This is a genomic window from Streptomyces durocortorensis (assembly GCF_031760065.1).
Taxonomy (GTDB): Bacteria; Actinomycetota; Actinomycetes; order Streptomycetales; family Streptomycetaceae; genus Streptomyces.
In genome coordinates this window covers 1,429,354-1,454,662 of the sequence record NZ_CP134500.1, presented here as the reverse complement: position 1 = coordinate 1,454,662, position 25,309 = coordinate 1,429,354, and the positions used below count along the sequence as shown (strand labels likewise).

Sequence of the window (25,309 nt, the reverse complement as noted above, 5' to 3'; positions counted from 1 at the left end):
ACGGCTCGGACCTCTCCTCGGCAGGGCATCACCACCGCGGACGGGAACGCCCTGCGGGGCCGCACCTCGCGGGCGGCGAGGGAACGACCCGTACAGCATGTAGTGAGTTGCGTAAATTAGCAATTCGCTCATTATGCAATTTGTGGAGAGGCTGCCCTGACCAAGGGAGTCGGCGGGACCTGAGGTGTGCGGCCCGAGGCGCGGCCAATGCGCGACCCGACCTGACCCGACCCGCCCCGACCCGCCCCCCGACCCCGTACAGCCGTCCAACGACCGCACACCCTTACCACCCCACCCCCTCACCGGCCGGCCACACCGGTCGCCAGTACCCCTTTCGAGTTGAGATCGTTGGGCTCTTCGGCCGCGCCACCCGAAACCCGGGACAAGCTGGCATGTCCACCCCGCGCTTCCGAAGGACCACCCCACCCATGCCCACCCCGCCCCTCGCAGGAGGCACCGCAGGCCCCGCCGCACTGCGCCCCCTCGTCGAAACCGTCCTGGCCGCTCTCCACGATGGCGCCGCCCGTCGCGGCGGGCCCCTCCCGGCCGGCGGACCCGACACCGTCACCTCCCGCACCCGCAGCGCCACCCACCCCCTCATCCCCAACCGGGGCACCGGCGCCGAGCACGCCCTGCGCAGCCTCGTCACCGCCCTCGCCGAAGGCGCCGCGGACCCCGCCCACCCACACTGCGCCGCCCACCTCCACACCCCGCCCCTCGCGCTCGCCGCCGCAGCCGACCTCGCCGCCAGCGCCCTCAACCCCTCCATGGACTCCTGGGACCAGGCCCCCGCCGCCTCGGCCATCGAGGCCGACCTGACCACCGCCCTGGCCGCCGAGGTCTACCCGCACGCGCCCGCACCCGACGCCGTCATCACCTCCGGCGGCACCGAGGCCAACCAGCTCGCCCTGCTCCTCGCCCGCGAACGCCACGGCCCCGTCCAGACCGTCTGCGCCGCCAACGCCCACCACAGCGTCGCCCGCGCCGCCTGGCTCCTCGGCCTGCCCGAACCCGTCGTCGTCCCCGCCCCCACCGGCACCATGGACCCCGCCGCACTCGACCAGGCCCTCACCGAACTCCACCGGCCACTCCTCGTCGTCGCCACCGCCGGAACCACCGACACCGGCGAGATCGACCCCCTCGACGCCATCGCCGACCTCTGCACCACCCACGGCGCCGAACTCCACATCGACGCCGCCTACGGCGGGCCCCTCCTCCTCAGCCCCACCCACCGCCCCCTCGTCCAAGGCCTCGAACGGGCCCACAGCGTCACCCTCGACCTGCACAAACTCGGCTGGCAGCCCGCATCCGCCGGCATCCTCGCCGTCCCCGACCGCCACCACCTCGACCCCCTCCACCACCTCGCCCCCTACCTCAACGCCGACGACGACACCGAGGCAGGCCTCCCCGACCTCCTCGGCCGCTCCCTGCGCACCACCCGTCGCCCCGACGCGCTGAAGATCGCCGTCACCCTCCAGGCGCTCGGCCGCGACGGGCTCGCCGACCTCATCGACCGCACCGTCGCCTCCGCCCACCACCTCGCAGACCTCGTCACCAAGACCCCGACGCTCGACCTCTACGACCGCCCCACCATCAGCACCGTCCTCTTCCGCCCCACCGGCACCGACGATCACACCGTCGCCACCGTCCGCCGCACCCTCCTCAACCGCGGCCACGCCGTCCTTGGCCGCGCCCACGCCGACGGCCGCCTCTGGCTCAAGGCGACCCTCCTCAACCCCCACACCACCCCCGGCGAACTCCAGACCCTCCTGGACCTCGTCACCGCCACCACCACCGGCCTCCTCGCCCAGCCCCCCACCCCGCCGCACCCCGCGACCACCACCGCCCAACCCGCCTCACCGGAAGCCGCCCCCACCCCACCTGCTTCACCGGAACCCACGATCACCCCCGCCCACCCCACCCCGCACCCAACAACCGCCCCCACCCACCTGGCACCGCACGAAGCCACCCCCCATCACCACCCCACGGAAGGCGACACCCCGCGATGACCGACCGGCCCGCCCCGGCCCCGACCGGCCCGCCCCCGAACCCGACCCGCCACACGACCTCGTCGGCATCGGCATCGGCCCCTTCAACCTCTCCCTCGCCGCCCTCGCCCACAACATCCCCGCCGCCCCCGGCGACCCCCGCCCCCTCGCCGCGACCTTCTACGAACAGCGCCCCGCCTTCCACTGGCACCCCGGCCTCCTCCTCGACGGCGCCAGTCTCCAAGTCCCCTTCCTCGCCGACCTCGTCACCCTCGCCGACCCCGCCAACCCCTGGAGCTTCCTCAGCTACCTCCGCACCCGCGACCGCCTCTTCCCCTTCTACTTCGCCGAGCGCTTCCACATCCAACGAGCCGAGTACGACGCCTACTGCCGCTGGGTCAGCGAACAACTCCCCGGCCTCCACTTCGGCCATCAGGTCGACGCCGTCCGCTGGAACACCGAACGCGCCCTCTTCGAAGTCGACTTCACCCAACTCGACCGCGACGGCGAAGCCGAAGCCCTCGGCCGCGCCCACGCCCGCCACATCGCCCTCGGCATCGGCACCGAACCCTTCGTCCCCGAACCCCTCAAGCCACTCGCCCAGGCCGAATCCGTCCCCGTACTCCACTCCGCCGACTACCTCCGCCACCGCGAACGGCTCCTGGCCGCCGAACACATCACCGTCATCGGATCAGGCCAGTCCGGCGCCGAGATCTTCCTCGACCTCCTGCGCGCCCGCCCCGAAGGCGCCGAGAAGATCCACTGGCTGGCCCGTACCCAGGCCTTCGCCCCCATGGAATATTCCAAACTCGGCCTGGAACACTTCACTCCCGACTACAGCCGCTACTTCCACGCCCTCCCCGAATCCGCCCGCGACGAACTCGTCCCCCGGCAATGGCAGCTCCACAAGGGCATCGACGCCGACACCATCGCCGCCATCCACGACGAGCTCTACCGCCGCACCCTCCACGGCGGCTGGCCGGACGCCACCCTCACCCCCGGCGTCAGCGTCCGCACCGCGGGCCGGGTCGCCAACACCCGCGTCGAACTCCACCTCGAACACACCCAGCAGGGCACCCGCTCCCGCCTCACCACCGACGCCGTCATCCTCGCCACCGGCTACCGCGAACGACCCCTCGACACCATCCTCGGCGGCCTCGACCCCTACCTCCGCCGCGACGCCTCCCACCGCCCCCGCATCGACGACCAATACCGCCTCGTCCTCGACCCCGCCGTCACCGGACACGTCTACGTACAGAACGCCGAACGCCACACCCACGGCGTCGGCGCCCCCGACCTCGGACTCGCCGCCTGGCGCAGCGCCACCATCCTCAACAACCTCACCGGCGCCACCCCCTACCCCCTCCCCGAACGCACCGCCTTCACCACCTTCGGCCTCACCCCCCAACCGCCGAGAATCCCCGCCCAGGCCCTTGAGCTCACCCCCCTGAGCCAGTCGATCTAGCCGATCCGGTCGATCCGGTAGAGCCAGTCGATCCGGTAGATCCGATAGACCCGGTCGATCCGGACACCGAACCAGCCCAGACAGACCCGGTCGATCCGGACACAGAACGGCCCGGGACCCCACCCTCGGAGCCCCGGGCCAAGCACCACCGCGCAGCCCGGGCTACGGGAACACCGGGGCCCCCTCACGCGTCAGCCGCCACCCCACCGAAGCGAACGAAGCCGGGTCCACCGACCCCTTCTCCCGCACCCACCCGATGATCGTGTTCCGGATCTCGTCCGAATCCGCCCACAGCTGCCGCGCCCCCGGCACATGCGGGAAGTCGCCCCCGCCGCTCGCCCGGTAGTTGTTCACCGCGAACACGAACCGCGCCGCCGGATCGACCGCCTCCCCCTCGAAGGACAGCCCCGCGACCCGCGAACCCACCGGCTTCGCGATATCGATGTCGTACGTCACCCCCGACACCGCGTCATAGTTGTAGTCCGGAATCCCGTCCGCGTTCGTCAGCTTCGCCGGGTCCACCGGACCACCCGCCGGCGTCTGCACGTAATAGCGCGCCGAATACTCCAAGTACTCCTTCAACTGCGCACCCGTGATCAGACGTGCCTCCAACGTGTTCTCGAACGGATACAGCCCCGCCGCATCCCGGATCGTCACATCACCGGCCGGAATCCCCGCCGTACGCGAGAAGCACGAGGCCTGCGACAGCACCGGCAGCGCCGCGTACTCCCCACCCGCCAGCGCCGCCGTCACCGTGTCCGTCTGCACCTGGTTGATCAGATCGATGATCGGCTCGTCCTTCCACGGCGCGTCCGCCGTCGACATCGCCACCACCGACGTACCGATGACCTGGTTGACGTACGCCACCACCTTGCGGTGCTCCTCGCGCAGCAGCGACGTCACCTTCCGGTCCTCCGGCACCGTGTTGGAGTTCAGCACCTGCGAACCGGCCTTCTCCACCACCCACCGGCCCTTCTCCCACACCAGATCGAAGTCGAACAGCGTCAGCCGCTGGCCCCACTTCGCGGGTTCCGAGAGAACAACCCGCCTGCCCGTCTCCTTGTTCGTCACGAAGTGCTCGGCGATCTCCACATGCGCGTGTCCCACCAGGATCGCGTCGATCCCCGGAACCTGCTCCGCCACCAGGGCCGCGGCATTCTCCACGTACGGCAACTGGTCCCCGTACGACGACGTCCCCGAGGAACCCGAGTGCGCCGACACGATCACCACATCAGCACCCATCGAACGCAACTTCGGCACCCACTTCGCCGCCTGCTCCTCCAGACCCGGGAACACCATCCTCCCGCCCACATGCGCCTTGTCCCAGATAGCGATACCGGGATTCGTCAGCCCCAGAACCGCCACCCGCACATCACGCCCGCACGGCGTGTGCATCCGCTTGATGACATACGGAGCGAAAGCCGGCCGCAACGTCCTCGCATCCAGCGCATTGGCCCCCAACAGCGGAAAATCACACTGCTCCTCGAATTTCCGCAGCACCGGAATCCCATAATTGAACTCGTGATTCCCGAGCGCCGCCGCGTCGTAGCCGATCGCGTTCATCGCCCGCGCCATCGGATGCACCGGGCCGCGCCGGGCCGTGATCGGGTCGACCTTCGCGTAGTAGTACGACAACTGCGTGCCCTGGATCGTGTCGCCCGCATCGATCAGCAGGGTGTTGCGGCCGCCCTTCTCCCGGCGCACCCGATCCACCAGCGTCGAGATCTTCGCCAGACCGACGTCGTTGTGGGCGGCGTCGTCGTACTCCGCGCCCGTGAAGTAGTCCCAGTTGAAGACGTTCCCGTGCAGATCGGTCGTGCCCATCACCGTGAACGAGTACCGCTTCGCAGGCCGCCCGTGCCCGTGCCCGTGCCCGCGCCCCGCCTCCGCCGCCTCCGCCGCACCGGCCGAGCCCACGACCGCACCGCCCGCCATCGCCACACCCGCACCGGCGGCAGCCGAACGGCCCAGAAACGTCCTACGGTTCAACGGCATCTCTTCACTCCTCATTCAGTAGGGCAACGCGCGTAGATTCTGACCCGGCACCCACCACGCACAACACCCCACGCAGGTTTCGATCAGATGACCACGCCACACACCACGACACACCACCCCCCGTGCCACAGTGAACGCATGACCGAAACCCCCACCCCCGCCACCCACCACCCCTACGGCACCCCCACCACCCCCCACGTCACCGTCCGCGGCGAAGCCCACCTCGAAGTCGACCCCGAGACCGCCCACATCGCCGTCACCCTCACCGCCCGCGGCACCGACCGCCGCACCACCCTCGACGACCTCACCCGCCGCAACGCCACCGCCCTCGACCTCATCAAGACCTACGGCGACGCCATCGAAAAGCTCGAAACCGGCACCCTCACCATCAACCCCGAACTCACCCGCCGCGGCCGCGCCGAACGCATCCGCGCCTACCACGGCAGCATCCAACTCACCGTCACCCTCAACGACTTCACCACCCTCGGTGAACTCATCACCCGCCTCGCCGACCACGACCTCACCCGCGTCGACGGCCCCTGGTGGGCCCTGCGCCCGACATCCCCCGTCCACGCGGCCGCCCGCCGACAAGCCGTCCAGGAAGCCCTTCAACGGGCTCGCGAATACGCCGACGCCCTCGACACCCGCCTCGGCGCCCTCCTCGAACTCAGCGACACCGGCACCCACACCGGAGGCCACCTCACCCGCGCCGCCTTCGCCGGCACGGCCATGCCCTTCCGGGGCTCCGGAACGGAAGCCACCGCCGACGCCGCCCCCGTCGACCTCGAACCCGTACGCCAGACCGTCGACGCCCACGTCGAAGCGTCCTTCACCCTCATCCCGCCGGACCTCGGATAAACGCTCATCAGAGCACCCCGCCGCACAATTCAACACTTGTCAATAACCCTTCACTCAAAGGTTGTTGAGGTGTCACACGGAGCCAAATACCTACCCGTAGGTAAGGTTTAGGCTCGACGTATGCGCCGAGCGAAAATCGTTTGTACCCTGGGACCCTCAACCGACACATACGACCAGATCAAAGCCCTGCTCGAAGCGGGAATGGACATCGCCCGCTTCAACCTGAGCCACGGCACCTACGCCGAACACGAAGAGCGCTACCACCACCTGCGCAAGGCGTCCGAGGAAACCGGCCGCAGCGTCGGCATCCTCGCCGACCTTCAAGGCCCGAAGATCCGCCTCGGACGCTTCCGCGAAGGCCCCGTACTCCTTGAACGCGGCGACACCTTCACCATCACCGTCGAACCCCTCCAAAACGAAGGCAACGGCGACATCTGCTCCACCACCTACAACGGCCTCGCCGCCGACGTCACCACCGGCGAACGCATCCTCGTCGACGACGGCCGCGTCACCCTCGAAGTCACCGACGTCGACGGCCCCCGCGTCCACACCACCGTCATCGAAGGCGGCATGGTCTCCGACCACAAGGGACTCAACCTCCCCGGAGTCGCCGTCTCCGTCCCCGCCCTCTCCGAAAAGGACATCGACGACCTCCGCTGGGCCCTGCGCACCGGAGCGGACATCATCGCCCTCTCCTTCGTCCGCACCGGCCACGACATCGACGACGTCCACCGCATCATGGACGAAGAAGGCCGCCGCCTCCCCGTCATCGCCAAGGTCGAAAAACCCCAAGCCGTCGAGAACATCGACGACATCGTCGCCGCCTTCGACGGCATCATGGTCGCCCGCGGCGACCTCGGCGTCGAAATGCCCCTCGAACAAGTCCCGATCGTCCAGAAGCGCGCCATCAAACTCGCCAAGCGCAACGCCAAACCGGTCATCGTCGCCACCCAGATGCTCGACTCGATGATCGACAACTCCCGCCCCACCCGCGCCGAAGCCTCCGACGTCGCCAACGCGATCATCGACGGCACCGACGCGGTGATGCTCTCCGGCGAGACCAGCGTCGGCAAATACCCCATCGAGACCGTACGCACCATGTCCCGCATCGTCGAAGCGGCAGAGCAGGACATCCTCGCCAAGGGCCTCCCGCCCCTCACCGAACGCAACAAGCCCCGCACCCAGGGCGGCGCGGTAGCCAGGGCCGCCGCCGAGATGGGCGACTTCCTCGGCGCCAAGTTCCTCGTCGCCTTCACCCAGAGCGGCGACACGGTCAAACGCCTCTCCCGCTACCGCTCACCCATCCCCCTCCTCGCCTTCACCCCCGACGAAGCCACCCGCGCCCAGCTCAACCTCACCTGGGGCGTCGAGACCTTCCTCGGCCCGAAGGTCGACTCCACGGACGCGATGGTCGCCCAGGTCGACGAGGAACTCCTGCGCATCGGCCGCTGCGCGAAGGGCGACACCGTGGTGATCACGGCCGGCTCCCCGCCCGGTGTGGCGGGCTCCACGAACCTGGTCCGCGTCCACCACATCGGCGAGGACGACAGCCCGAAGTAGGGCGGCTCAGTACTTAGGCCCGACGTGCGCATCCATGAGGGCGACGGATGCCCGTCGGGCTACGGAGATGTTGTAGGGCTTGCCCGCGCGTGTGCAGTGCGTCCAGGCGACGCCGAGCGCGTCGAGGGCGTCGGTGTAGAGCCGACGGATGTCGTCGGAGGCGTTGGTGAAGTAGTAGCGGGGGTACTCGTACCGCTTGCGTTCACCCTGGACGATCCTGGTCGTCCAGTTCATGTTCCGGCAGCCGTCGGAGTGGATGAGGCCGCGGACGAAGTGCCAGGGCTGAGCGGTGACGATCTGCTGCTGCCACGGTTCGAGGACAATCGGCCGTTCGTGCTTCTTGCCCGGCCCGTGCTGAGGAAAGGCACAGGTCCAGTGCTTGCTGTACGACTTCACCTCGACGCAGTTGTTCCTCTGGCGCCGACCGGTGCGTGGCAGGGGCATGACTTTGCGCATGGCTGATTCCGCCTCGTCGATCACGCCCGGCCAGATGGCGTCGCAGAAGATCGACAGGTGATGCTGCTTGGGCTTCGACGTGATGTGGCCGTCGCCGAGGTACAGCCCCAGTAAGTAGCCGTAGGCGGGGTGATCAAGCTCCCGGCCCGTGCACACGGGGCAGTCGGTGGGCTGTTCGTACTGCACTCCGCGTCGCTTGCGGTCCTCGTGTAGCCACCAGCCGACAGTGCCGCGTGGGACGTTGAGGTGTTCCGCCACTGCTCGATTGGCGGTTCCGCTCCGCAGGAGGGTAAGCGCTTCGTCACGTATCGAGGGGTTGTGCTGCTGCATGCGGCGCAGTTTCCTGCGACCTTCGAAGGCGCGTACCCGGATCGAAGGTACGTTCACCGGCAAGGGTGAAGATCACGAAATTCTTGCTCGACCTTGGAATCGAAGGAGAAGTGCCCCGAGTCGGATTCGAACCGACGCTGTATGGGTTTTGAATCCATCGCCTCTGCCGCTGGGCTACCGGGGCCCCTTCGAAACGAAGGATACCGAGGACCCTCCGTGCCTCAAACATACCGTAACTAGGTAGGCTCTTGGGAGCTGCACCCCTGTCCTTCCCAAGGAGCCCCGTGACCACCCCCGAGTCGCCCCAGCCCGTAGACGCCGTCGACGACGACAAGTCGCACGTCCCGCCGCTGACGACCCGCGTCGTCATCGCCGAGGACGAGGCCCTCATCCGCCTCGACCTCAAGGAGATGCTGGAGGAGGAGGGCTACTCCGTCGTCGGTGAGGCGGGCGACGGCCAGCAGGCCGTCGAGCTGGCCCGGGAGCACAAGCCGGACCTGGTGATCCTCGATGTGAAGATGCCGGTCCTCGACGGGATCTCCGCCGCCGAGAAGATCGCCGAGGAGTCCATCGCGCCCGTCCTCATGCTCACCGCCTTCTCGCAGCGCGACCTGGTCGAGCGGGCCCGGGACGCGGGGGCCATGGCGTATCTGGTGAAGCCGTTCAGCAAGAGCGACGTGGTGCCCGCCATCGAGATGGCCGTCTCCCGGTTCGCGGAGCTGAAGGCGCTGGAGAGCGAGATCGCGGACCTGTCCCAGCGGCTGGAGACCCGCAAGCTGGTGGACCGGGCGAAGAGCATCCTCCAGACGGATTACGGGCTCTCCGAGCCTGCCGCGTTCCGGTGGATCCAGAAGACGTCGATGGACCGCCGGATGTCGATGCAGCAGCTTGCGGAGGCGCTGATCGCGGACGCGGAGGAGAAGAAGGCGGCCGAGTAGCCCGCCCCGTACGCGCGTACGTACGAAGGAGAGAGGCCCGTACCCCGGAGGAAGAACCGGGGTGCGGGCCTCTCGCGTACGGGAAGGACGTCAGTCCTCGCCGAGGTACGCCTTGCGGACGGAGTCGTCGTGCAGCAGGTCCTGTCCGGTGCCGGAGAGGACGATGTTGCCGACCTCCATGACATGCGCGTTGTTGGCGAGCGAGAGTGCCGCCTGGGCGTTCTGCTCGACGAGCAGGATGGTGGTGCCCTGGTCGCGGAGTTCGGTGATGGTTGCCATGATCTTCTGCATCATGATCGGGGAGAGGCCCATGGAGGGTTCGTCGAGCATGAGCAGTTTGGGCTGGGACATCAGGGCGCGTCCCATGGCGAGCATCTGCTGTTCGCCGCCGGAGAGGGTGCCCGCGGCCTGCTTCCGGCGTTCCCCGAGGATGGGGAAGAGGCCGTAGGCGCGCTGGATGTCCTTGGCGATGCCGTCGCTGTCCTTGCGGAGGAAGGCGCCGAGGCGCAGGTTGTCCTCGATGGACATGCGGGGGAAGATGTGGCGGCCTTCGGGGGAGTGGGCGAGTCCGAGGGAGACGACCTGGTGGGCCGGGACCTTGCGCAGGGACTTGCCGTTGAATTTGATCTGGCCGGCGAGCGGCTTGATCAGTCCGGAGAGGGTGCGGAGTGTTGTCGTCTTGCCGGCGCCGTTGGTGCCGATGAGGGTGACGACTTCGCCGGCCTCGACCTTGAACGAGATTCCCTTGACGGCCTCGATCTTGCCGTAGGCGACGCGCAGGTCCTCGACTTCGAGAAGTGCGGTCATCGGTCGTTCTCCTTGCTGGTGCTCGCGCCGGGTGTGTCCGGGGTGGTGTCGGACGCGGCGTCTGCCTCCGGTGTGTCTGCCGTCGGGGCCTCTGCCGCCGGGGCCTCTGCGTCCGGAGCGGCTGGTTCCGGGGTGGTGGCCTCGGTGGTCTCCGGTGCGGTGGTGGCCGTGGTGTGGGCCTCCGCGGCTTCGACTTCCGCGACTTCCGCCGCGCCCGGGTCGCCTTCGAAGGGTTCGCCGAGGTAGGCGGCGACGACGCGTTCGTCGCCCTGGACTTCGGCGGCGGTGCCTTCGACCAGCTTCTCGCCCTGGACGAGGCAGGCCACGCGGTCGCAGAGGTTGAAGATGAAGCGCATGTCGTGCTCGATGACGAGGACGGCGATGCCCTTGTCGCGGATGGCGAAGATGAGTTCTTCGGCCGCGCGGGTCTCCTGCGGGTTCATGCCGGCGGTGGGTTCGTCGAGCAGGAGGAGGCCGGGCTCGCTGGCGAGCGCGCGGGCGATCTCCAGCTTGCGCTGTTCGCCGTAGGGGAGGTTGCGGGAGAGGTGTTCGGCCTTGTGGTCGAGGCCGATGAACTCCAGCAGTTCCATGGCGCGGGCCTTGGACTCGGCCTCGGCGCGGTGGAAGCCGGGGCCGCGCAGGAGGGCGGACCAGAGGCCTTCCTTGGTGCGGGTGTGGCGTCCGACGAGGACGTTCTCCAGGACGGTCATGTTGGAGAAGAGGCGGATGTTCTGGAAGGTGCGGGCAATGCCGGTCGCCGTGATCTTGAAGGATTTGGCGGGGAGTACGGTGCCCTTGTAGAGGACTTCGCCCTCGGTGGGGGTGTAGAGGCCGGTGAGGCAGTTGAAGAAGGTGGTCTTGCCTGCGCCGTTGGGGCCGATGAGGCCGACGATCTCACCGGAGTTGACGGTGAGGTCGACGGATCGGACGGCGGTGAGGCCGCCGAATCGCATCGTGACGCCGCGGGCGTCGAGGACGGTCTCGCCGGGTGCGCTCACGGCTGCTGCCTCGGCGGTGGTGGTGTCGGTGGTCATCGTCAGGACCCTGCCTTGGTGAGAGTGGCGGGCGCTTCGTCCTTCTCGTGGAATTCGAGCTGTCGACGGCGGTTGGCGATGAGGCCCTCGGGGCGGAAGCGCATCAGCAGGACCAGCGCGAGCCCGAAGGCGAAGAGCTGGTAGTCGCTCATGAACTGGAGCTTGTTCGGGATGAGGAAGAGGAGTGCGCCGCCGACGAGGGGTCCGCTGATGGTGCCCATGCCGCCGAGGACGACCGCTGCGAGGAGGAAGGCCGAGTTGGGCGGGACGGCGTGGGCGAACTGGTACTGCTCGGGTGTCACGGTGTAGGTGACGTGTGCTTGTACGGCTCCGGCGAGGCCGGCGAGGGTGGCGCCGAGGGCGAAGGCGACGAGTTTGGTGCGGAAGCCGTTGATGCCCATGGCTTCGGCGGCGGTCTCGTCTTCGCGGATGGCGACCCAGGCGCGGCCGATGCGGGATTCGGCGCTTCGGCGGAAGACCACGACCACGATGAGGGTGACCAGCAGCATCAGGAAGAAGTAGTTGGCGAAGCGGCCGATGGTGAACCCGGCGATGGAGTGGGTGGCGCCGAAGTCGAAGCCGAGGATGCTGAGGTTCGGGATCGAGGAGATGCCGTTGGAGCCGTTGGTGACGTCGGGTCCGGAGGTGCCGTCGAGGTTGAGGACGGCGATGCGGAAGATCTCTCCGAAGCCGAGGGTCACGATGGCGAGGTAGTCGCCGCGGAGCCGCAGGGTGGGGGCGCCGATGAGGACGCCGAAGACCATGGAGGCGGCGGCGCCGACGAGGATTGCCTGCCAGAAGGGCAGCTGGATGCCGAGTGGGGAGGTCGGTGAGCCGGAGACGAGGGCGGCGGCGTAGGCGCCGACGCCGAGGAAGGCGACGTAGCCGAGGTCGAGGAGTCCGGCGAGGCCGACGACGATGTTCAGTCCGAGGGCGACGGTGGCGAAGATGAGGATGTTGACGCCGATGGTCGCGTACTGGTCGTCGGACTGGGTGAAGGGGAAGGCCGCAGCGGCGACGAAGGCGCCGATGAGGGTCACGTTGCGGTGGCGTGCCGTGAGGGTGGCGACGCGTTGGATGAGTCCGGCTTTCTGGATGGCTGCGAAGCCGAAGCCGGCGGTGATGAGGAAGCCGATGAACAGCTCGTCGTACTCGGTGCTGATGCCGTAGGTGAAGACGACCAGGCCGAGGGCGAGGACGACGGCGACGATGAGGATCTCGATGTACGAGGGGAGAGTTTTCGCGGGGCGGGCGGTGCCGGTGGTGAGGGTGCCCTTGTAGGTTTCCCAGCGGTTGCCGAGGTTGTGCTTGAACTGTCCGAAGCCGGTGTCCTCGGGGTCGGCGGGGGTGGTTTCGGGTCGCTCGTAGGGGAGGGAGCGGGCGCCGAGCCAGCCGATGAGGGTGGCGACGAGGGCGAAGTAGGCGCCGGGTTCGAGGTTGACGGCGCCGCCGAGCTGGACGCTGATGGCGGCCATCGTGAACCAGGCGGTGGCGAGGGCTGCGTAGGCGGAGAGCCGGATGGCGGCGTCGGCGCCTTGGGGGGTGAGCCAGTTCAGGCCTTTGATTCCGTAGGAGGAGAGGCCGAAGAGGGTGAGCAGGGCTCCGCTGACGAGGACGAGCCACTGGAGTCCGCCGGGGTAGCCGTAGACCGTGAGGTTGCCGGGGAAGGCGGAGGTCCAGGTCCAGGCGAGGAAGGCGGAGATGATGGTGAGTGCGCCGCCGGCGGTGGCGGTTGCCCGTGCGATGTGCGGTGGGAGGGTGCCGCGGGTGGCCGGGGTGGCCTGTGCGGGTGCGGTGACCGTGGTGGTCTGTGTAGTGGTCATCGTGGTCACGCCCTGTCCGCGACGCGCTCGCCCATGATGCCCTGGGGCCGGAAGAGGAGCACGAGGATGAGGAGTACGAACGCCCAGGCGTTGGCCCAGGACTGGCCGCCGAGTTGTTCGAGGCCGGGGATTTCGGCGACGTAGGCGGCGGCCATGGTCTCGGCGACGCCGAGGGTGAGGCCGCCGATCATGGCGCCGTAGATGTTGCCGATGCCGCCGAGGACGGCTGCGGTGAAGGCCTTGAGGCCGAGGAGGAAGCCCATGCGGAACTGGACTTCGCCGTATTTGAGGCCGTAGGCGACGGCGCCGATGGCGGCGAACGCGGCGCCGAGGGCGAAGGCGACCACGATGATGCGGTCGGTGTTGATGCCCATGAGCTTGGCGGTGTCCGGGTCCTGCGCGGTGGCCTGCATGCCGCGGCCGGTGCGGGTCTTCATGACGAAGTAGCCGAGGACGGCCATGGATATGGGGGCGGCTATGAGCAGGAAGACGTCACCGGTCTGGATGGTGACGGGGCCGAGTTCGAAGGGGCCGCCGGGGATTTCGGGGAAGGTGCGGGCGGATTTGGCGTCGGGGTACCAGGCCCATACGGCCTGCTGGAGGGCGAGTGACAGGCCGATGGCGGTGATGAGTGGTGCGAGGCGTGGTCCGCCGCGCAGTGGCCGGTAGGCGAATCGTTCCGCTCCGACCGCGATGGTGGTGGCGACGATGATCGCGCCGATGAGCATGAGGGGCAGTGCGAGCAGGACGCTGGTGCCGCTGGGGAGTATGAGCCAGACCGTGAGGGCCCCGAAGCCGCCGGTCATGAAGATCTCGCCGTGGGCGAAGTTGATGAGCTGGACGATGCCGTAGACCATCGTGTAGCCAATGGCGACCAGCCCGTACATCGATCCGAGTAGCAGGCCGTTGACCAGCTGTTGCGGCAGTTCGTTCACCGCGGGTCCTCCGTGTCTTTCGCCGGATATAGAGCAGCGCGGGGCGCCTGGTGTGCGGCGCCCCGCGCTGCCGGTGGAAGGTCAGGCTGGTGGTGTCAGCTGGTGAGAGTGCCGGACTTGACCGCCGCCCAGTCGCCGTCCTTGTACTCGTAGACGGTGAGCTGCTTGTTGGTGGTGTCGCCGAACTCGTCGAAGGAGACCTTGCCGGTCACGCCTTCGAAGTCGACCTTGCCGACGGCCTCGGCGACCTTGACCCGGGCGTCGCTGGGGAGCTTGCCGTCGTTGGCTTCGACGACCGCCTTCACGGCCTCGATGATCGACCAGGCGGCGTCGTAGGAGTAGCCGCCGTACGCCTCGAAGGGCTCCTTGTAGTCGCCCTTCTCGTAGTTCGCGACGAACTCCTTGGCGGACGGGAGGGTGTCGATCGGTGCGCCGACGGAGGTGGCGAGGTCGCCCTCGCCCTCCGCGCCGGAGAGCTTGATGTACTCGCCGCTGAAGATGCCGTCGCCGCCGACGAGGGGGATCTTGGCGCCGGCCTTCTTGATCTGCTTGCTGAGCGGGCCTGCGGCGGGGTACTCGCCGCCGTAGTAGACGACGTCGGCGCCGGAGCTCTTGACCTTGGTGGCGACCGAGGAGAAGTCCTTGGTCTCGGGGTCGATGTGTTCGGTGCCGGCGATCGTGCCGCCGAGCTTCTCGAACTCGGCCTTGAAGGTGCCGGCCAGGCCGGCACCGTAGGTCTTCTTGTCGTCGATGACGAAGACCTTCTTCTTCTTGGCGTCGTTGAAGAGGTACTGCGCGGCGAAGGGGCCCTGGACGGCGTCCGTGGTGGAGGTGCGGAAGTAGGAGGCGAAGGGGCGGGCCTTGGTGCCGCCGTTCCAGTCCTGGCCCTGGGTGAGGGAGGGCGAGGTGTTCGCGGGGGAGACCTGGACGAGGTTCTCGTCGGCCAGGACCTTCTGCATGGACTCGCCGACATTCGAGTTCAGCGGGCCGACGACGCCGAGGACTTCCTTGTTGGCGGCGAGCTTGGTGGCGTTCTGCTGGCCGGAGGACGGCTGGGCCTGGTCGTCGAGGGCCTCGATCTTGAAGGTGACGCCGTCGACGTACTTCTTGGCGTTGGCCTGCTTGACGGCGAGGTCGACGGAGTTCCTGATGCCGAGGCCGAGGGCGGACAGGTCGCCGGTCAGCGGGGCGTCGAGGCCGATGACGACGGTCTGGTTGCCACCGTCACCGCTGTCGCCGTTGCTGTCGTCGCGCGAACCGCAGGCGGTGAGCGTCAGTGCTCCGGTGGTGAGCACGGCAGTGAGTATGAGCAAAGAACGGTGTCGCACGAAAAGTCCTTTCCCTGGCGCGGCCTCCTCTGCTTGAGGTGCCGTGTCGGTCGCCGGGCCGTACTGGGGGTGTACATGGGGGCCGTGCAGCAGACGCGCCCGGCGGCGCGGTGACTGGCCGTGACTCTAAGCGCAGGTGGGGGAGTGCGGCACGGGTCGGCCTCGGATGTGACTCTCTTGTTATGCCCTTGAGCAAGGCTTGAGATTGCTGTGGTGATTTGCGGGGGTTTGCGTAGGAGAGTGAAATGACCGCATGCTGAGAACGCGCAGCTCTGCTAAGGGGCTTGAGGGGATCATGGTGCTGACGGCGGTCTGTGTGTGCGTACTGTGACGCCCCGGGTTCGCTATGCGGTGGGGGTGTCGACGGGTGGCCGGTTCGCTTCCCGCGCCATCGTTACGCTCGGTTACTTTTTTCGGTGAGTTCCGGGCGGGTTCGCCCTTGGCGGGAGGCTGTCCTTGAGGGTGCCCGGCGGTGCTGGCGTCGTCGTCCGGCGATCTTCCGGAGGGTGTGGCGCCCGTCGGGAAGGGCGGGTCGGTGCGTCATGGCTCGTGGGGCTTGGGCGGAGGGCTCGTCGCATGGCCGTCCGGGCCCCGGTTCGGTGGGGCGGGGCCTCAACTCAACCGCCCGGTAACCATTTTGGTCCGGCGGTGGTGCGGGGCGGGGTGGGTGTCACTCGCGGTGACGCCATGGGTTCCGGTTCGGCCGCATCCGGCCAGGCTGACGACCGATCGGCGCCCGGGGGCGGGGACTTGGCACCCGGCCCCGGTGCGCGGGCCGCCCCGGCCCGCGGGGTGGCGGACGGGGCGGCCCGGGATGGCGGTGTGTGGCGGCCCCGGGGCGGCGGTAGGCGGCCCGGGGTGGCGGGCGGGGCGGGCGGTCAGCCGGCCTCGGGCCGCGGGGCGTCGCGGAGCAGGCAGGTCAGACGCGCGGTGCAGACGCGCTTGTCCTGCTCGTCGGTGATGACGATCTCGTACGTGGCCGTGGAGCGTCCCCGGTGTACGGGAGTGGCGATGCCGGTCACGAGGCCGTTGCGGACCCCCCGGTGGTGGGTGCAGTTGAGGTCCACGCCGACGGCGAGCTTGGCGGCCCCGCCGTGCAGCATCGACCCGATGGATCCGAGGGTCTCGGCGAGCACGGCGGACGCCCCGCCGTGGAGCAGGCCGTAGGGCTGCGTGTTGCCCTCGACGGGCATGGTGCCCACCACGCGGTCGGCCGCGGCCTCGACGATGGTCACCCCCATGCGCTCGCCGAGGTGACCGGCGGAGAAGAGCGCGGGCAGGTCGACGCCCAGTGCCGCGTACTCGTCGAGGACTTCCTGCGGGAAGAGGGGTTCGGTGTGCTCGCCCATGGGTCCGGCTCCGATCGTCTGCGCTGGTTCATTGCTGTCTGCACTGTTCTTATCAGACGACTGAGCGAACGCTTAGAGGAATGGGAGGTACCGGTGGTCAGCGGGGGTCCTGGGGGCTCTCGAAACGCACGACGACCGACTTGCTGGCCGGGGTGTTGCTGGTGTCCGCCGTGGAGTCCAGCGGTACCAGGACGTTGGTCTCCGGGTAGTAGGCGGCGGCGCAGCCGCGGGCGGTGGGGTAGTGGACGACGCGGAAGCCCTCCGCGCGGCGCTCCACGCCGTCCTTCCACTCGCTGACGAGGTCGGTGTACGCGCCGTCGGCGAGGCCGAGGGCGGCCGCGTCCTGGGGGTTGACCATGATGACGCGGCGGCCGCCCTTGATGCCGCGGTAGCGGTCGTCCAGGCCGTAGATGGTGGTGTTGTACTGGTCGTGGGAGCGCAGTGTCTGCAACAGGAGCCTGCCGGAGGGGAGTTCGGGGAACTCGACGGGGGCGGCGGTGAAGTTGGCGCGGCCGGTGGCGGTGGGGAAGCGGCGCTCGTCGCGGGGGGCGTGGGGGAGTGTGAAGCCGCCGGGGCGGGCGATGCGGGTGTTGAAGTCCTCGAAGCCGGGGACCACGCGGGAGATGCGGTCGCGGATCGTGGCGTAGTCCCGTTCGAAGGCCTCCCATTCCGTACGGGAATCGGGTCCGAGGACCGCGCGGGCCAGGCGGGCGACGATGGCGGGCTCGGACAGCAGGTGGGGGCCGGCGGGGGTGAGGTTGCCGCGCGAGGAGTGGACCATGCCCATGGAGTCCTCGACGGTCACGAACTGCTTGCCGCTTGCCTGGACGTCCTTGTCGGTGCGGCCCAGTGTCGGCAGGATCAGGGCGCGGGCGCCGGTGACGGTGTGGGAGCGGTTGAGCTTGGTCGATACGTGGACGGTGAGCCGGGCGCGGCGCATCGCGGCCTCGGTGACGGCGGTGTCGGGCGTGGCCGCGACGAAGTTGCCGCCCATCGCGAAGAAGACCTTCGCCTCGCCGTCGCGCAGTGCCTGGATCGAGCGCACCACGTCGTAGCCGTGGTGGCGCGGCGAGGTGATGCCGAACTCCTTGTCCAGGGCGTCCAGGAACGCCGGTGCGGGGCGTTCGAAGATGCCCATGGTGCGGTCGCCCTGGACGTTGGAGTGGCCGCGCACCGGGCAGACCCCGGCGCCAGGGCGGCCGATGTTCCCGCGCAGCAGGAGGAAGTTGACGACTTCCCGGATCGTGGGAACGGAGTGCTTGTGCTGGGTGAGGCCCATCGCCCAGCAGACGATGGTGCGCTGCGAGGCGAGGACCATCGCGAGGGCCTGCTCGATCTCGGCGCGGGTGAGCCCGGTCGCGGTCAGGGTCTCCTCCCAGTCCGCGGCTTCGGCGGCCTTGGCGAACTCCTCGTAACCGTGGGTGTGTTCGGCGACGAACGTTGTGTCGACGGCCCCCTCCGTGGTCAGGATCAGCTTGTTCAGGAGGCGGAAGAGCGCCTGGTCGCCGCCGATCCGGATCTGGAGGAACAGGTCGTTGAGCGGGGTGCCCTTGAGCATGCCGTGGGGCGTCTGGGGGTTCTTGAAACGCTCCATGCCCGCTTCGGGGAGCGGGTTCACCGAGATGATCTTCGCTCCGGACTTCTTCGCCTTCTCCAGGGCGGAGAGCATCCGGGGGTGGTTCGTCCCGGGGTTCTGCCCGGCGACGATGATCAGGTCGGCCTGGTGGAGGTCTTCGAGGGAGACGCTGCCCTTGCCGATGCCGATGGTCTCCGTGAGCGCGGAGCCGGACGACTCGTGGCACATGTTCGAGCAGTCCGGCAGGTTGTTCGTGCCGAACTCGCGGGCGAAGAGCTGGAGCAGGAACGCGGCCTCGTTGCTCGTGCGCCCCGAGGTGTAGAAGAGGGCCTCGTCGGGGGAGTCGAGGGCCGTCAGCTCCTCCGCGATGATTGCGAACGCCCGCTCCCAGGTCACCGCCTCGTACCGCTCGGCGCCCTCGGCCAGATACACCGGCTGGGTGATCCGGCCCTGCTGGCCCAGCCAGTAGCCGCTGCGCCCGACGAGGTCGGCCAGTGGGTGTGCGGCGAAGAAGTCGGGGGTGACGCGGCGCAGCGTGGCTTCCTCGGCCACGGCTTTCGCCCCGTTCTCGCAGAACTCCGCGGTGTGCCGCTTCTCGCCCTCGGGCCAGGCGCAGCCCGGGCAGTCGAAGCCGTCCTTCTGGTTGACCTTGAGGAGGGTCCGCGCCGTGCGGCGCACACCCATCTGCTGCCGCGCGATGCGCAGGGAGTGGGCGACGGCGGGCAGCCCGGCCGCGGCGTGCGGGGCGGCTTCCACCTGAGGGGCGTCCTGGACCGGGTCACCGGTGGGCGGCTTGGTGGCCATGATGCTGCTCCCCTTCGAGCGCTTCTTCCGCGGGTGTTCTGCCTCGGTATCGATCCTGTCACGCACCACCGACATCGCACCCGGCCGGGCACCGGGTCAAGGGTGCGTGGGGGCCGTACGGGGGTCGCCCGGTCCGGATTGTCAGTGGGCCGTGGCAGGATCGGGGGCGTGGCTGAGACGGCATCGAAGAAGACGGCAGACAACCGACCGCGCCTGCTCCTCATGGACGGGCACTCCCTGGCGTACCGGGCGTTCTTCGCCCTGCCCGCGGAGAATTTCACGACCTCGGTGGGCCAGCCGACGAACGCCGTGTACGGCTTCATGTCGATGCTGGCGAACACCCTGCGTGACGAGTCGCCCACGCACTTCGCGGTCGCGTTCGACGTGTCCCGCAAGACCTGGCGCGCCCAGGAGTTCCCTGAGTACAAGGCGAACCGCTCCAAGACCCCCGATGAGTTCAAGGGGCAGGTCGAGCTGATCGGCGAGCTGCTGGACGCGATGCACGCGGACCGGTTCGCGGTGGACGGCTTCGAGGCGGACGACGTCATCGCGACGCTCGCGACGCAGGCCGAGGCGGCCGGGTTCGAGGTGCTGATCGTCACCGGCGACCGGGACTCCTTCCAGCTGATCACGGAGAACGTGACCGTGCTCTACCCCACCAAGGGGGTCTCCGAGCTGACCCGGTTCACCCCGGAGAAGGTCGTCGAGAAGTACGGACTCACCCCGCAGCAGTATCCGGACTTCGCGGCTCTGCGCGGCGACCCGTCCGACAATCTCCCGGGGATTCCCGGGGTCGGTGAGAAGACCGCCGCGAAGTGGATCAACCAGTTCGGTTCCTTCGCCGAGCTGGTCGAGCGGGCCGACGAGGTCAAGGGCAAGGCCGGGCAGAATTTCCGCGACCACCTGGACGCGGTGAAGATGAACCGCGTGCTGACCGAGATGGTCCGCGACGTGGAGCTGCCGAAGACCCCCACCGAGCTGGAGCGCGCCCCCTACGACCGTACGGCGGTCACCGGCGTCCTCGATGTCCTGGAGATCCGCAATCCGAGCCTGCGCGAGCGGCTGCTCGCCGTCGACCCGGGTGCGGAGGAGGCAGGGCCGCCCGCCCCCGCCGCGGGGATCGAGCTGGACGGCGCGGTCCTCGGCTCCGGCCAGGTCACCCCCTGGCTGGAGGCGCACGGCGGGCAGCCGCTCGGCGTCATGACCGTCGACACCTGGTCGCTGGGGGCCGGCACGGTCACCGAGGTCGCCCTCGCCGCCGCCGACGGGGCCGCCGCGTGGCTTGACCCGACCCAGCTCGACGAGGCCGACGGGAAGGCGTTCGAGGCCTGGGCGGCGGACCCGGCGCGCCCCAAGGTCCTGCACAACGCCAAGAACGTGATGCGGGTCTTCCCCGAGATGGGCTGGCGGCTCGAAGGCGTCACGATGGACACCGCGCTCGCCGCGTATCTGGTGAAGCCGGGCCGTCGTTCCTTCGCTCTGGACGCGCTGGCCGTGGAGTACCTGGGCCGTGAGCTGGCCCCGGCCGCCGCCTCCGACGGGCAGCTGGCCTTCGGCGCGGACGACCGGGCCGAGGCGGACGCCCTGATGGCGCAGGCGCGGGCCGTGCTCGACCTGGGCGACGCGTTCACCACCCGCCTGAAGGAGGTGGGCGCGGCGGAGCTCCTGCACGACATGGAGCTGCCCACCTCGATCCTCCTGGCCCGTCTGGAGCGGCACGGCATCGCCGCGGACCGGGCCCATCTGGAGTCCATGGAGCAGCAGTTCGCCGGGACCGTGCAGCAGGCGATCAAGGAGGCGCACGCGGCGGTCGGCCGCGAGTTCAACCTCGGTTCGCCCAAGCAGCTCCAGGAGATCCTCTTCGGCGAGCTGGGCCTGCCGAAGACGAAGAAGACCAAGACCGGATACACCACGGACGCGGACGCCCTGGCCTGGCTCGCCGCGCAGACCGAGCACGAGCTGCCGGTCCTGATGCTGCGCCACCGCGAGCAGGCGAAGCTCCGAGTCACCGTCGAGGGTCTGATCAAGACGATCGCCGCCGACGGCCGTATCCACACCACGTTCAACCAGACCGTGGCGGCGACGGGCCGGCTCTCCTCCACCGATCCCAACCTGCAGAACATCCCCGTCCGCACGGACGAGGGCCGGGCGATCCGCCGGGGCTTCGTCGTCGGTGAGGGCTTCGAGACCCTGATGACGGCGGACTACAGCCAGATCGAGCTGCGGGTGATGGCGCACCTCTCCGAGGACGCCGGTCTCATCGAGGCGTTCACCTCCGGCGAGGACCTGCACACCACGGTCGCCTCCCAGGTCTTCGGCGTCGAGAAGCCGGCCGTCGACGCCGAGATGCGCCGCAAGATCAAGGCCATGTCGTACGGCCTGGCCTACGGCCTCTCCGCGTTCGGTCTTTCCCAGCAGCTGAACATCGACCCCGCCGAGGCCCGGGTGCTGATGGACACCTACTTCGAGCGGTTCGGCGGGGTGCGGGACTATCTCCACCGGGTCGTCGAGGAGGCCAGGGCCACGGGGTACACGGAGACGATCCTCGGCCGCCGCCGCTATCTCCCCGACCTCAACAGCGACAACCGCCAGCGCCGCGAGGCCGCCGAGAGGATGGCGCTCAACGCCCCGATCCAGGGCACGGCCGCGGACATCGTGAAGGTGGCGATGCTGCGGGTGGACCGGGCGCTGACCGAGGCGAGGCTTACCTCGCGGATGCTGCTCCAGGTACACGACGAAATCGTCCTGGAGATCGCCGAGGGTGAGCGGCAGCAGGTGGAGGAGATCCTGCGCCACGAGATGGCCCACGCGGTCGAGCTGCGCGCCCCGCTGGACGTCTCGGTCGGCGTCGGCAAGGACTGGGAGTCGGCGGCGCACTGACCGGCGTACAGGGAAGGGCCCGGAACCGCCCAGTGCGGTTCCGGGCCCTTCCGCGTGCTGCCGCTACTCCCGGCCGACTGCTTCCGTGCGCCGCTCCTGCGGTACGGGCACGGCCCGCCCCGGGTCCCTGCCGTGCCGCACCCGCAGCAGCCGCACCCCCACCCCGTACAGCAGCAGCCCGGCCGCCAGCCCGGCGCCCGCGCCGAAGCAGGCGGTCGGGATGATGTCGAGCGGGTTCTCGACTCTTCCGAAGTGGGCGTACCAGCGGGCGCACCGGTGGGCGGTCCCCAGCAGCACGCAGCCGGCCAGCAGACCGATCGCGCCCCACCGTTCGCCCCGGCCGAGCACCGGGAGCGCCTCCGGCACCGGGGTCGCGGCCGTGCGCCGCAGGCCCGTGGTGAGGAACCAGCCGAGCACCACCAGCGCCAGAGCCGAACTGCCGTACTGGACGAACTGGTACACCGGGAGCCCGCCGACGCTCCGGCTCAGCACCGGCACCAGCTCGGTCCCCCACCGGCTGTGGTGGGTGAACGCGTCCCACACCACATGCGTGGCCGCGCCGATCGCGGCCGAGAGGGCGAACCACAGCCGGGCGGACGGCCCGAACGAGGCCCGGGTCCAGCGCTGCCCCCGGACGAAGGCGTGGACCCGGCCCCGTACGCGTACGGGCAACAGCGCCACCAGAGGCTCCCGAAGCAGCGCCCACACCGCGACCAGCACCGCGGCGATCAGCACGTTCACCGTGGCGACGCCCAGGAGCGTGTGGGTGAAGGACCCGAACTCCATCGCGCCCGGAATCACCGTGTCCGCGAAGTAGGTGACGTCCGGCGCGAACGAACCGGCGACGAGGGCCGAGGGAATCAGCGGCGACCGGGCGGTCCCGTTCCGGCGGATGGCCGGGAGCACGGCGGCGGCATGACTGAGCGTGAACGGCATGGCGGCAAGTATGCGGGACCGTTCGGGCACCATTGCGTGACCGTTGGGACAACGGGCTCGCGGGAACGATGAGAAAACAGTAAGAAGCGGTCAGGGCTCGGCGCTCGGGCCGCACATGGTGCCGTAGGGTCGGCAGAGCCTTGCGCTGGGGAGCGCGAGCAGCCTTCGAGGGGGAGGGACCGGAACGTATGGCAGCGCACATTCGCCGACGTCTGCGCAAGGGGGCCGCGAACACCGCGATGGCGGCGGCCGCCGTAGCGGCACTGGCGGCCTCGCAGGCCCCCGCGGCACCGCTGACCGGCGGCTCCGCGGGCGGCGGGGACCCGACGGCGGCCGGTGAGGACACCGCGGGCGCCGAGGACGATGCCGCGACCGGCAACTCGCCCTACTACACGGACCTTCCGCCCCTCGTCACGCCCGACAAGCCCGGCTCCTCCAGCAGCCTCCCGGTGGCAGGCGGCACGGAGGCGGGCATTCCGGCGTCGATCCTCGCCGCGTACAAGCAGGCCGAGAGCACCGTCGCGACCACCGACCCCACCTGCCGGCTGCCCTGGCAGCTCCTCGCGGCGATCGGCAAGGTCGAGTCCGGCCAGGCCCGTGGCGGGCGCGTCGACGCCAACGGCACCACCATCTCCCCGATCCTCGGCCCGGCCCTCAACGGCCAGGGCTTCGCGCTGATCAAGGACACCGACGGCGGGGCGTACGACAGCGACGCGGTCCACGACCGGGCGGTGGGCCCGATGCAGTTCATCCCGTCGACCTGGGCCGCCTGGGGGCAGGACGCCAACGGCGACGGCCGCAAGGACCCCAACAACATCTACGACGCGGCGCTCGCCGCCGGGCGCTACCTCTGCGCGAACGACCGCGATCTGGCCGTCGGTGCCGACCTCGACCGGGCGGTGCTGAGCTACAACCGCTCGACGGAGTATCTGCGTACGGTCCGCTCCTGGTTCGCGTACTACCAGCGCGGTACGCACGAGGTGCCCGACGGCACCGGAGCGCTGCCGACCGCCCCGAGCACCCCGTCCGGCTCCACCCCGAGCCCGACCCCCACCCCGAGCGGTACCCCGGGCACCAAGCCCTCCCCGTCCAAGCCGGGCGTCACGAAGCCGACCCCGGGGCCCTCGAAGCCCGGTGGCGGCTCCACCAGCCCGAAGCCCACGCCCACGCCGACCCCTACGCCGACCCCCACTCCGACACCGTCCGAGACCTTCGGCTCCCTGGAGAACGCGGACACCGGCCCGCTGCGCGCCACCGCGGGCACCGCGTTCGACGAGCGGATCGCCGTCCGCGCCCGCAACGCGCTCGGCGCCCCGCTCGCCGAGGTCCCCGTCACCTTCACCGTCACCGGGGACACCGGAACACTCTTCGCGGGCGGCAAGAAGACCGTCACCGTGAAGACGGGGGCCGACGGCACCGCAACCGCCCCCGAACTCCAGGCGGGCGAGGAGGCCGGGGAGTTCACCGTGACCGCCGTCGCGGGCACCGTCAGGCCGCGCACCCTGACCTACGCGGCGACCGTCACCGCCCGACAGGCCGACGAGATCGTCCGGACCGACGAGAAGGCGCTCGTCGCCGCGCCCGGCGAGAAGTTCGAGGACGCCGTCACTCTCAAGGCGACCTTCGAGGGCGCTGCCGCCGCCGGAGTGGCCGTCACCGCCACGATGATCACGGACGGCGAGAAGCCCGTCGAGAACGACAAGGGCCCGTACTTCAAGGAGGACGCGGACGGCGAGCCGCTGCGGACCCTGGATCTCGCCACGGACGCCGACGGCCTGCTCCGGCTCCCGGAGATCTTCGCCGACGACACCGCGGGCACGTACAAGCTGCTCCTCACCACCGAGGGCGGCGCCACGGTCGTCGTCGAGCTGACGGTCCGGGCGGCGGAGGAGACGGACCAGGCGCCGGAGGACACGGTCGAGGCACCGGAGGAGACGGCACCCCCCGAGGCCTGATCCGGCCGGCCCGGCCGAAGCCGACAGCCCCCGCACCCACCCGGTGCGGGGGCTGTCCGCTGTGTTCTCATCTCGCGCCCCGGTTGCTACGGTGCCCCGACCCTGACGATCCATCAGATAACTGTCCCGGGAGGCCGAGCATGCGTGCCCTCGTCGCCGCCGCCGTCGGGCTGGCCGCCGCCCTCGCGCTCGTGTTCACGATCACCGCCGTCGGCCCCCCGGCCGGGGAGACCTCGCCCGAACCCCTGCTGACCACGGTCCCCGGCCCGAAGAAGTAGCACCGCAGACGGAG

19 protein-coding genes and 1 tRNA gene are annotated in these 25,309 nt (G+C 69.6%); 8 read left to right on the top strand and 12 right to left on the bottom strand.

The window, feature by feature from the left end; genetic code table 11:
• Positions 1-428: 428 nt before the first annotated feature.
• Positions 429-2,009 carry a pyridoxal phosphate-dependent decarboxylase family protein gene (locus RI138_RS06390; protein ID WP_311119113.1) on the top strand — a complete coding sequence of 527 codons (1,581 nt, stop codon included), beginning with the start codon at positions 429-431 and terminating at the stop codon, positions 2,007-2,009.
• Positions 1,975-3,453, top strand: coding sequence for a SidA/IucD/PvdA family monooxygenase (locus tag RI138_RS06385; RefSeq protein WP_398864211.1), 1,479 nt, complete (start codon positions 1,975-1,977; stop codon positions 3,451-3,453). The genes RI138_RS06390 and RI138_RS06385 overlap by 35 nt, the downstream gene beginning before the upstream one ends.
• On the opposite strand, the gene RI138_RS06380 is transcribed toward RI138_RS06385, so the two are convergent.
• On the bottom strand, positions 3,450-3,602 hold the full coding sequence (locus RI138_RS06380; protein WP_311119112.1) for a hypothetical protein: 153 nt from the start codon (positions 3,600-3,602) through the stop codon (positions 3,450-3,452). The genes RI138_RS06385 and RI138_RS06380 overlap by 4 nt on opposite strands.
• Before the next feature lie 13 nt (positions 3,603-3,615).
• A complete protein-coding gene (locus RI138_RS06375) occupies positions 3,616-5,448 on the bottom strand; it encodes a bifunctional metallophosphatase/5'-nucleotidase (RefSeq protein ID WP_311119111.1) in 1,833 nt (610 codons plus the stop codon).
• Positions 5,449-5,586: 138 nt separating this feature from the next.
• Between RI138_RS06375 and RI138_RS06370 the strand changes: the two genes are divergently transcribed.
• Positions 5,587-6,306, top strand: coding sequence for an SIMPL domain-containing protein (locus RI138_RS06370; RefSeq protein ID WP_311119110.1), 720 nt, complete (start codon positions 5,587-5,589; stop codon positions 6,304-6,306).
• A gap of 120 nt (positions 6,307-6,426) precedes the next feature.
• Complete coding sequence (gene pyk / locus RI138_RS06365) at positions 6,427-7,866, top strand: pyruvate kinase (protein WP_311119109.1); 1,440 nt, start codon at positions 6,427-6,429, stop codon at positions 7,864-7,866.
• Positions 7,867-7,872: 6 nt separating this feature from the next.
• On the opposite strand, the gene RI138_RS06360 is transcribed toward pyk, so the two are convergent.
• Both RI138_RS06360 and RI138_RS06355 read right to left on the bottom strand, forming a co-directional pair.
• Positions 7,873-8,652, bottom strand: coding sequence for a helix-turn-helix domain-containing protein (locus RI138_RS06360; RefSeq protein ID WP_311119108.1), 780 nt, complete (start codon positions 8,650-8,652; stop codon positions 7,873-7,875).
• Between the two features lie 111 nt (positions 8,653-8,763).
• Positions 8,764-8,836 (bottom strand) — tRNA-Leu (locus RI138_RS06355).
• A 100-nt stretch (positions 8,837-8,936) separates the two neighbouring features.
• Here RI138_RS06355 and RI138_RS06350 point away from each other — a divergent pair.
• The gene (locus tag RI138_RS06350) at positions 8,937-9,590 is read left to right on the top strand and encodes an ANTAR domain-containing response regulator (RefSeq protein ID WP_114930278.1); all 654 of its coding nucleotides are present in this window, start codon (positions 8,937-8,939) and stop codon (positions 9,588-9,590) included.
• A 90-nt stretch (positions 9,591-9,680) separates the two neighbouring features.
• Here RI138_RS06350 and RI138_RS06345 read toward each other — a convergent pair whose 3' ends face one another.
• The 7 genes from RI138_RS06345 to RI138_RS06315 all read right to left on the bottom strand — a co-directional run bounded on the left by RI138_RS06345 (position 9,681) and on the right by RI138_RS06315 (position 19,246).
• Positions 9,681-10,397 carry an ABC transporter ATP-binding protein gene (locus RI138_RS06345; protein WP_096629088.1) on the bottom strand — a complete coding sequence of 239 codons (717 nt, stop codon included), beginning with the start codon at positions 10,395-10,397 and terminating at the stop codon, positions 9,681-9,683.
• The gene (locus RI138_RS06340; protein WP_311119107.1) at positions 10,394-11,431 is read right to left on the bottom strand and encodes an ABC transporter ATP-binding protein; all 1,038 of its coding nucleotides are present in this window, start codon (positions 11,429-11,431) and stop codon (positions 10,394-10,396) included. Before RI138_RS06340 ends, RI138_RS06345 begins: the two co-directional genes overlap by 4 nt.
• A 2-nt stretch (positions 11,432-11,433) precedes the next feature.
• Entirely contained in the window at positions 11,434-13,263 is a 1,830-nt protein-coding gene (locus tag RI138_RS06335; protein ID WP_311119106.1) for a branched-chain amino acid ABC transporter permease, read from the bottom strand.
• On the bottom strand, positions 13,260-14,189 hold the full coding sequence (locus tag RI138_RS06330; RefSeq protein WP_311119105.1) for a branched-chain amino acid ABC transporter permease: 930 nt from the start codon (positions 14,187-14,189) through the stop codon (positions 13,260-13,262). The genes RI138_RS06335 and RI138_RS06330 overlap by 4 nt, the downstream gene beginning before the upstream one ends.
• A 95-nt stretch (positions 14,190-14,284) precedes the next feature.
• A complete protein-coding gene (locus RI138_RS06325; protein ID WP_311119104.1) occupies positions 14,285-15,517 on the bottom strand; it encodes a branched-chain amino acid ABC transporter substrate-binding protein in 1,233 nt (410 codons plus the stop codon).
• Between the two features lie 878 nt (positions 15,518-16,395).
• Entirely contained in the window at positions 16,396-16,866 is a 471-nt protein-coding gene (locus RI138_RS06320; RefSeq protein ID WP_311119103.1) for a PaaI family thioesterase, read from the bottom strand.
• A gap of 97 nt (positions 16,867-16,963) precedes the next feature.
• Positions 16,964-19,246 (bottom strand): FdhF/YdeP family oxidoreductase, encoded by a 2,283-nt coding sequence (locus RI138_RS06315; RefSeq protein ID WP_311119102.1) that lies wholly within the window; start codon positions 19,244-19,246, stop codon positions 16,964-16,966.
• A gap of 168 nt (positions 19,247-19,414) precedes the next feature.
• Here RI138_RS06315 and polA point away from each other — a divergent pair, with 168 nt between their 5' ends.
• Positions 19,415-22,126 (top strand): DNA polymerase I, encoded by a 2,712-nt coding sequence (gene polA / locus RI138_RS06310; protein ID WP_311119101.1) that lies wholly within the window; start codon positions 19,415-19,417, stop codon positions 22,124-22,126.
• Positions 22,127-22,189: 63 nt separating this feature from the next.
• Here the strand turns inward: polA and RI138_RS06305 are convergent, their stop codons facing one another.
• Positions 22,190-23,062, bottom strand: a complete 873-nt coding sequence (locus RI138_RS06305) for a DUF4184 family protein (RefSeq protein ID WP_311119100.1) — start codon at positions 23,060-23,062, stop codon at positions 22,190-22,192.
• Between the two features lie 188 nt (positions 23,063-23,250).
• On the opposite strand from RI138_RS06305, the gene RI138_RS06300 reads away from it, so the two are divergent.
• Both RI138_RS06300 and RI138_RS06295 read left to right on the top strand, forming a co-directional pair.
• Positions 23,251-25,017, top strand: a complete 1,767-nt coding sequence (locus RI138_RS06300) for a lytic transglycosylase domain-containing protein (RefSeq protein ID WP_311119099.1) — start codon at positions 23,251-23,253, stop codon at positions 25,015-25,017.
• A gap of 140 nt (positions 25,018-25,157) precedes the next feature.
• A complete protein-coding gene (locus tag RI138_RS06295) occupies positions 25,158-25,295 on the top strand; it encodes an SPW_0924 family protein (RefSeq protein ID WP_107470973.1) in 138 nt (45 codons plus the stop codon).
• Positions 25,296-25,309 lie beyond the last annotated feature (14 nt).

Excerpts from the sequence above, each read along its gene's own strand:
- RI138_RS06320 (WP_311119103.1), bottom strand. The coding sequence starts at position 16,866 with ATGGGCGAGCACACCGAACCCCTCTTCCCGCAGGAAGTCCTCGACGAG.
- RI138_RS06305 (WP_311119100.1), bottom strand. The coding sequence starts at position 23,062 with ATGCCGTTCACGCTCAGTCATGCCGCCGCCGTGCTCCCGGCCATCCGC.
- RI138_RS06315 (WP_311119102.1), bottom strand. The coding sequence starts at position 19,246 with ATGGCCACCAAGCCGCCCACCGGTGACCCGGTCCAGGACGCCCCTCAG.
- RI138_RS06390 (WP_311119113.1), top strand. The coding sequence starts at position 429 with ATGCCCACCCCGCCCCTCGCAGGAGGCACCGCAGGCCCCGCCGCACTG.
- RI138_RS06360 (WP_311119108.1), bottom strand. The coding sequence starts at position 8,652 with ATGCAGCAGCACAACCCCTCGATACGTGACGAAGCGCTTACCCTCCTG.
- RI138_RS06295 (WP_107470973.1), top strand. The coding sequence starts at position 25,158 with ATGCGTGCCCTCGTCGCCGCCGCCGTCGGGCTGGCCGCCGCCCTCGCG.
- RI138_RS06340 (WP_311119107.1), bottom strand. The coding sequence starts at position 11,431 with ATGACCACCGACACCACCACCGCCGAGGCAGCAGCCGTGAGCGCACCC.
- pyk (WP_311119109.1), top strand. The coding sequence starts at position 6,427 with ATGCGCCGAGCGAAAATCGTTTGTACCCTGGGACCCTCAACCGACACA.
- RI138_RS06370 (WP_311119110.1), top strand. The coding sequence starts at position 5,587 with ATGACCGAAACCCCCACCCCCGCCACCCACCACCCCTACGGCACCCCC.
- RI138_RS06300 (WP_311119099.1), top strand. The coding sequence starts at position 23,251 with ATGGCAGCGCACATTCGCCGACGTCTGCGCAAGGGGGCCGCGAACACC.
- RI138_RS06345 (WP_096629088.1), bottom strand. The coding sequence starts at position 10,397 with ATGACCGCACTTCTCGAAGTCGAGGACCTGCGCGTCGCCTACGGCAAG.
- RI138_RS06375 (WP_311119111.1), bottom strand. The coding sequence starts at position 5,448 with ATGCCGTTGAACCGTAGGACGTTTCTGGGCCGTTCGGCTGCCGCCGGT.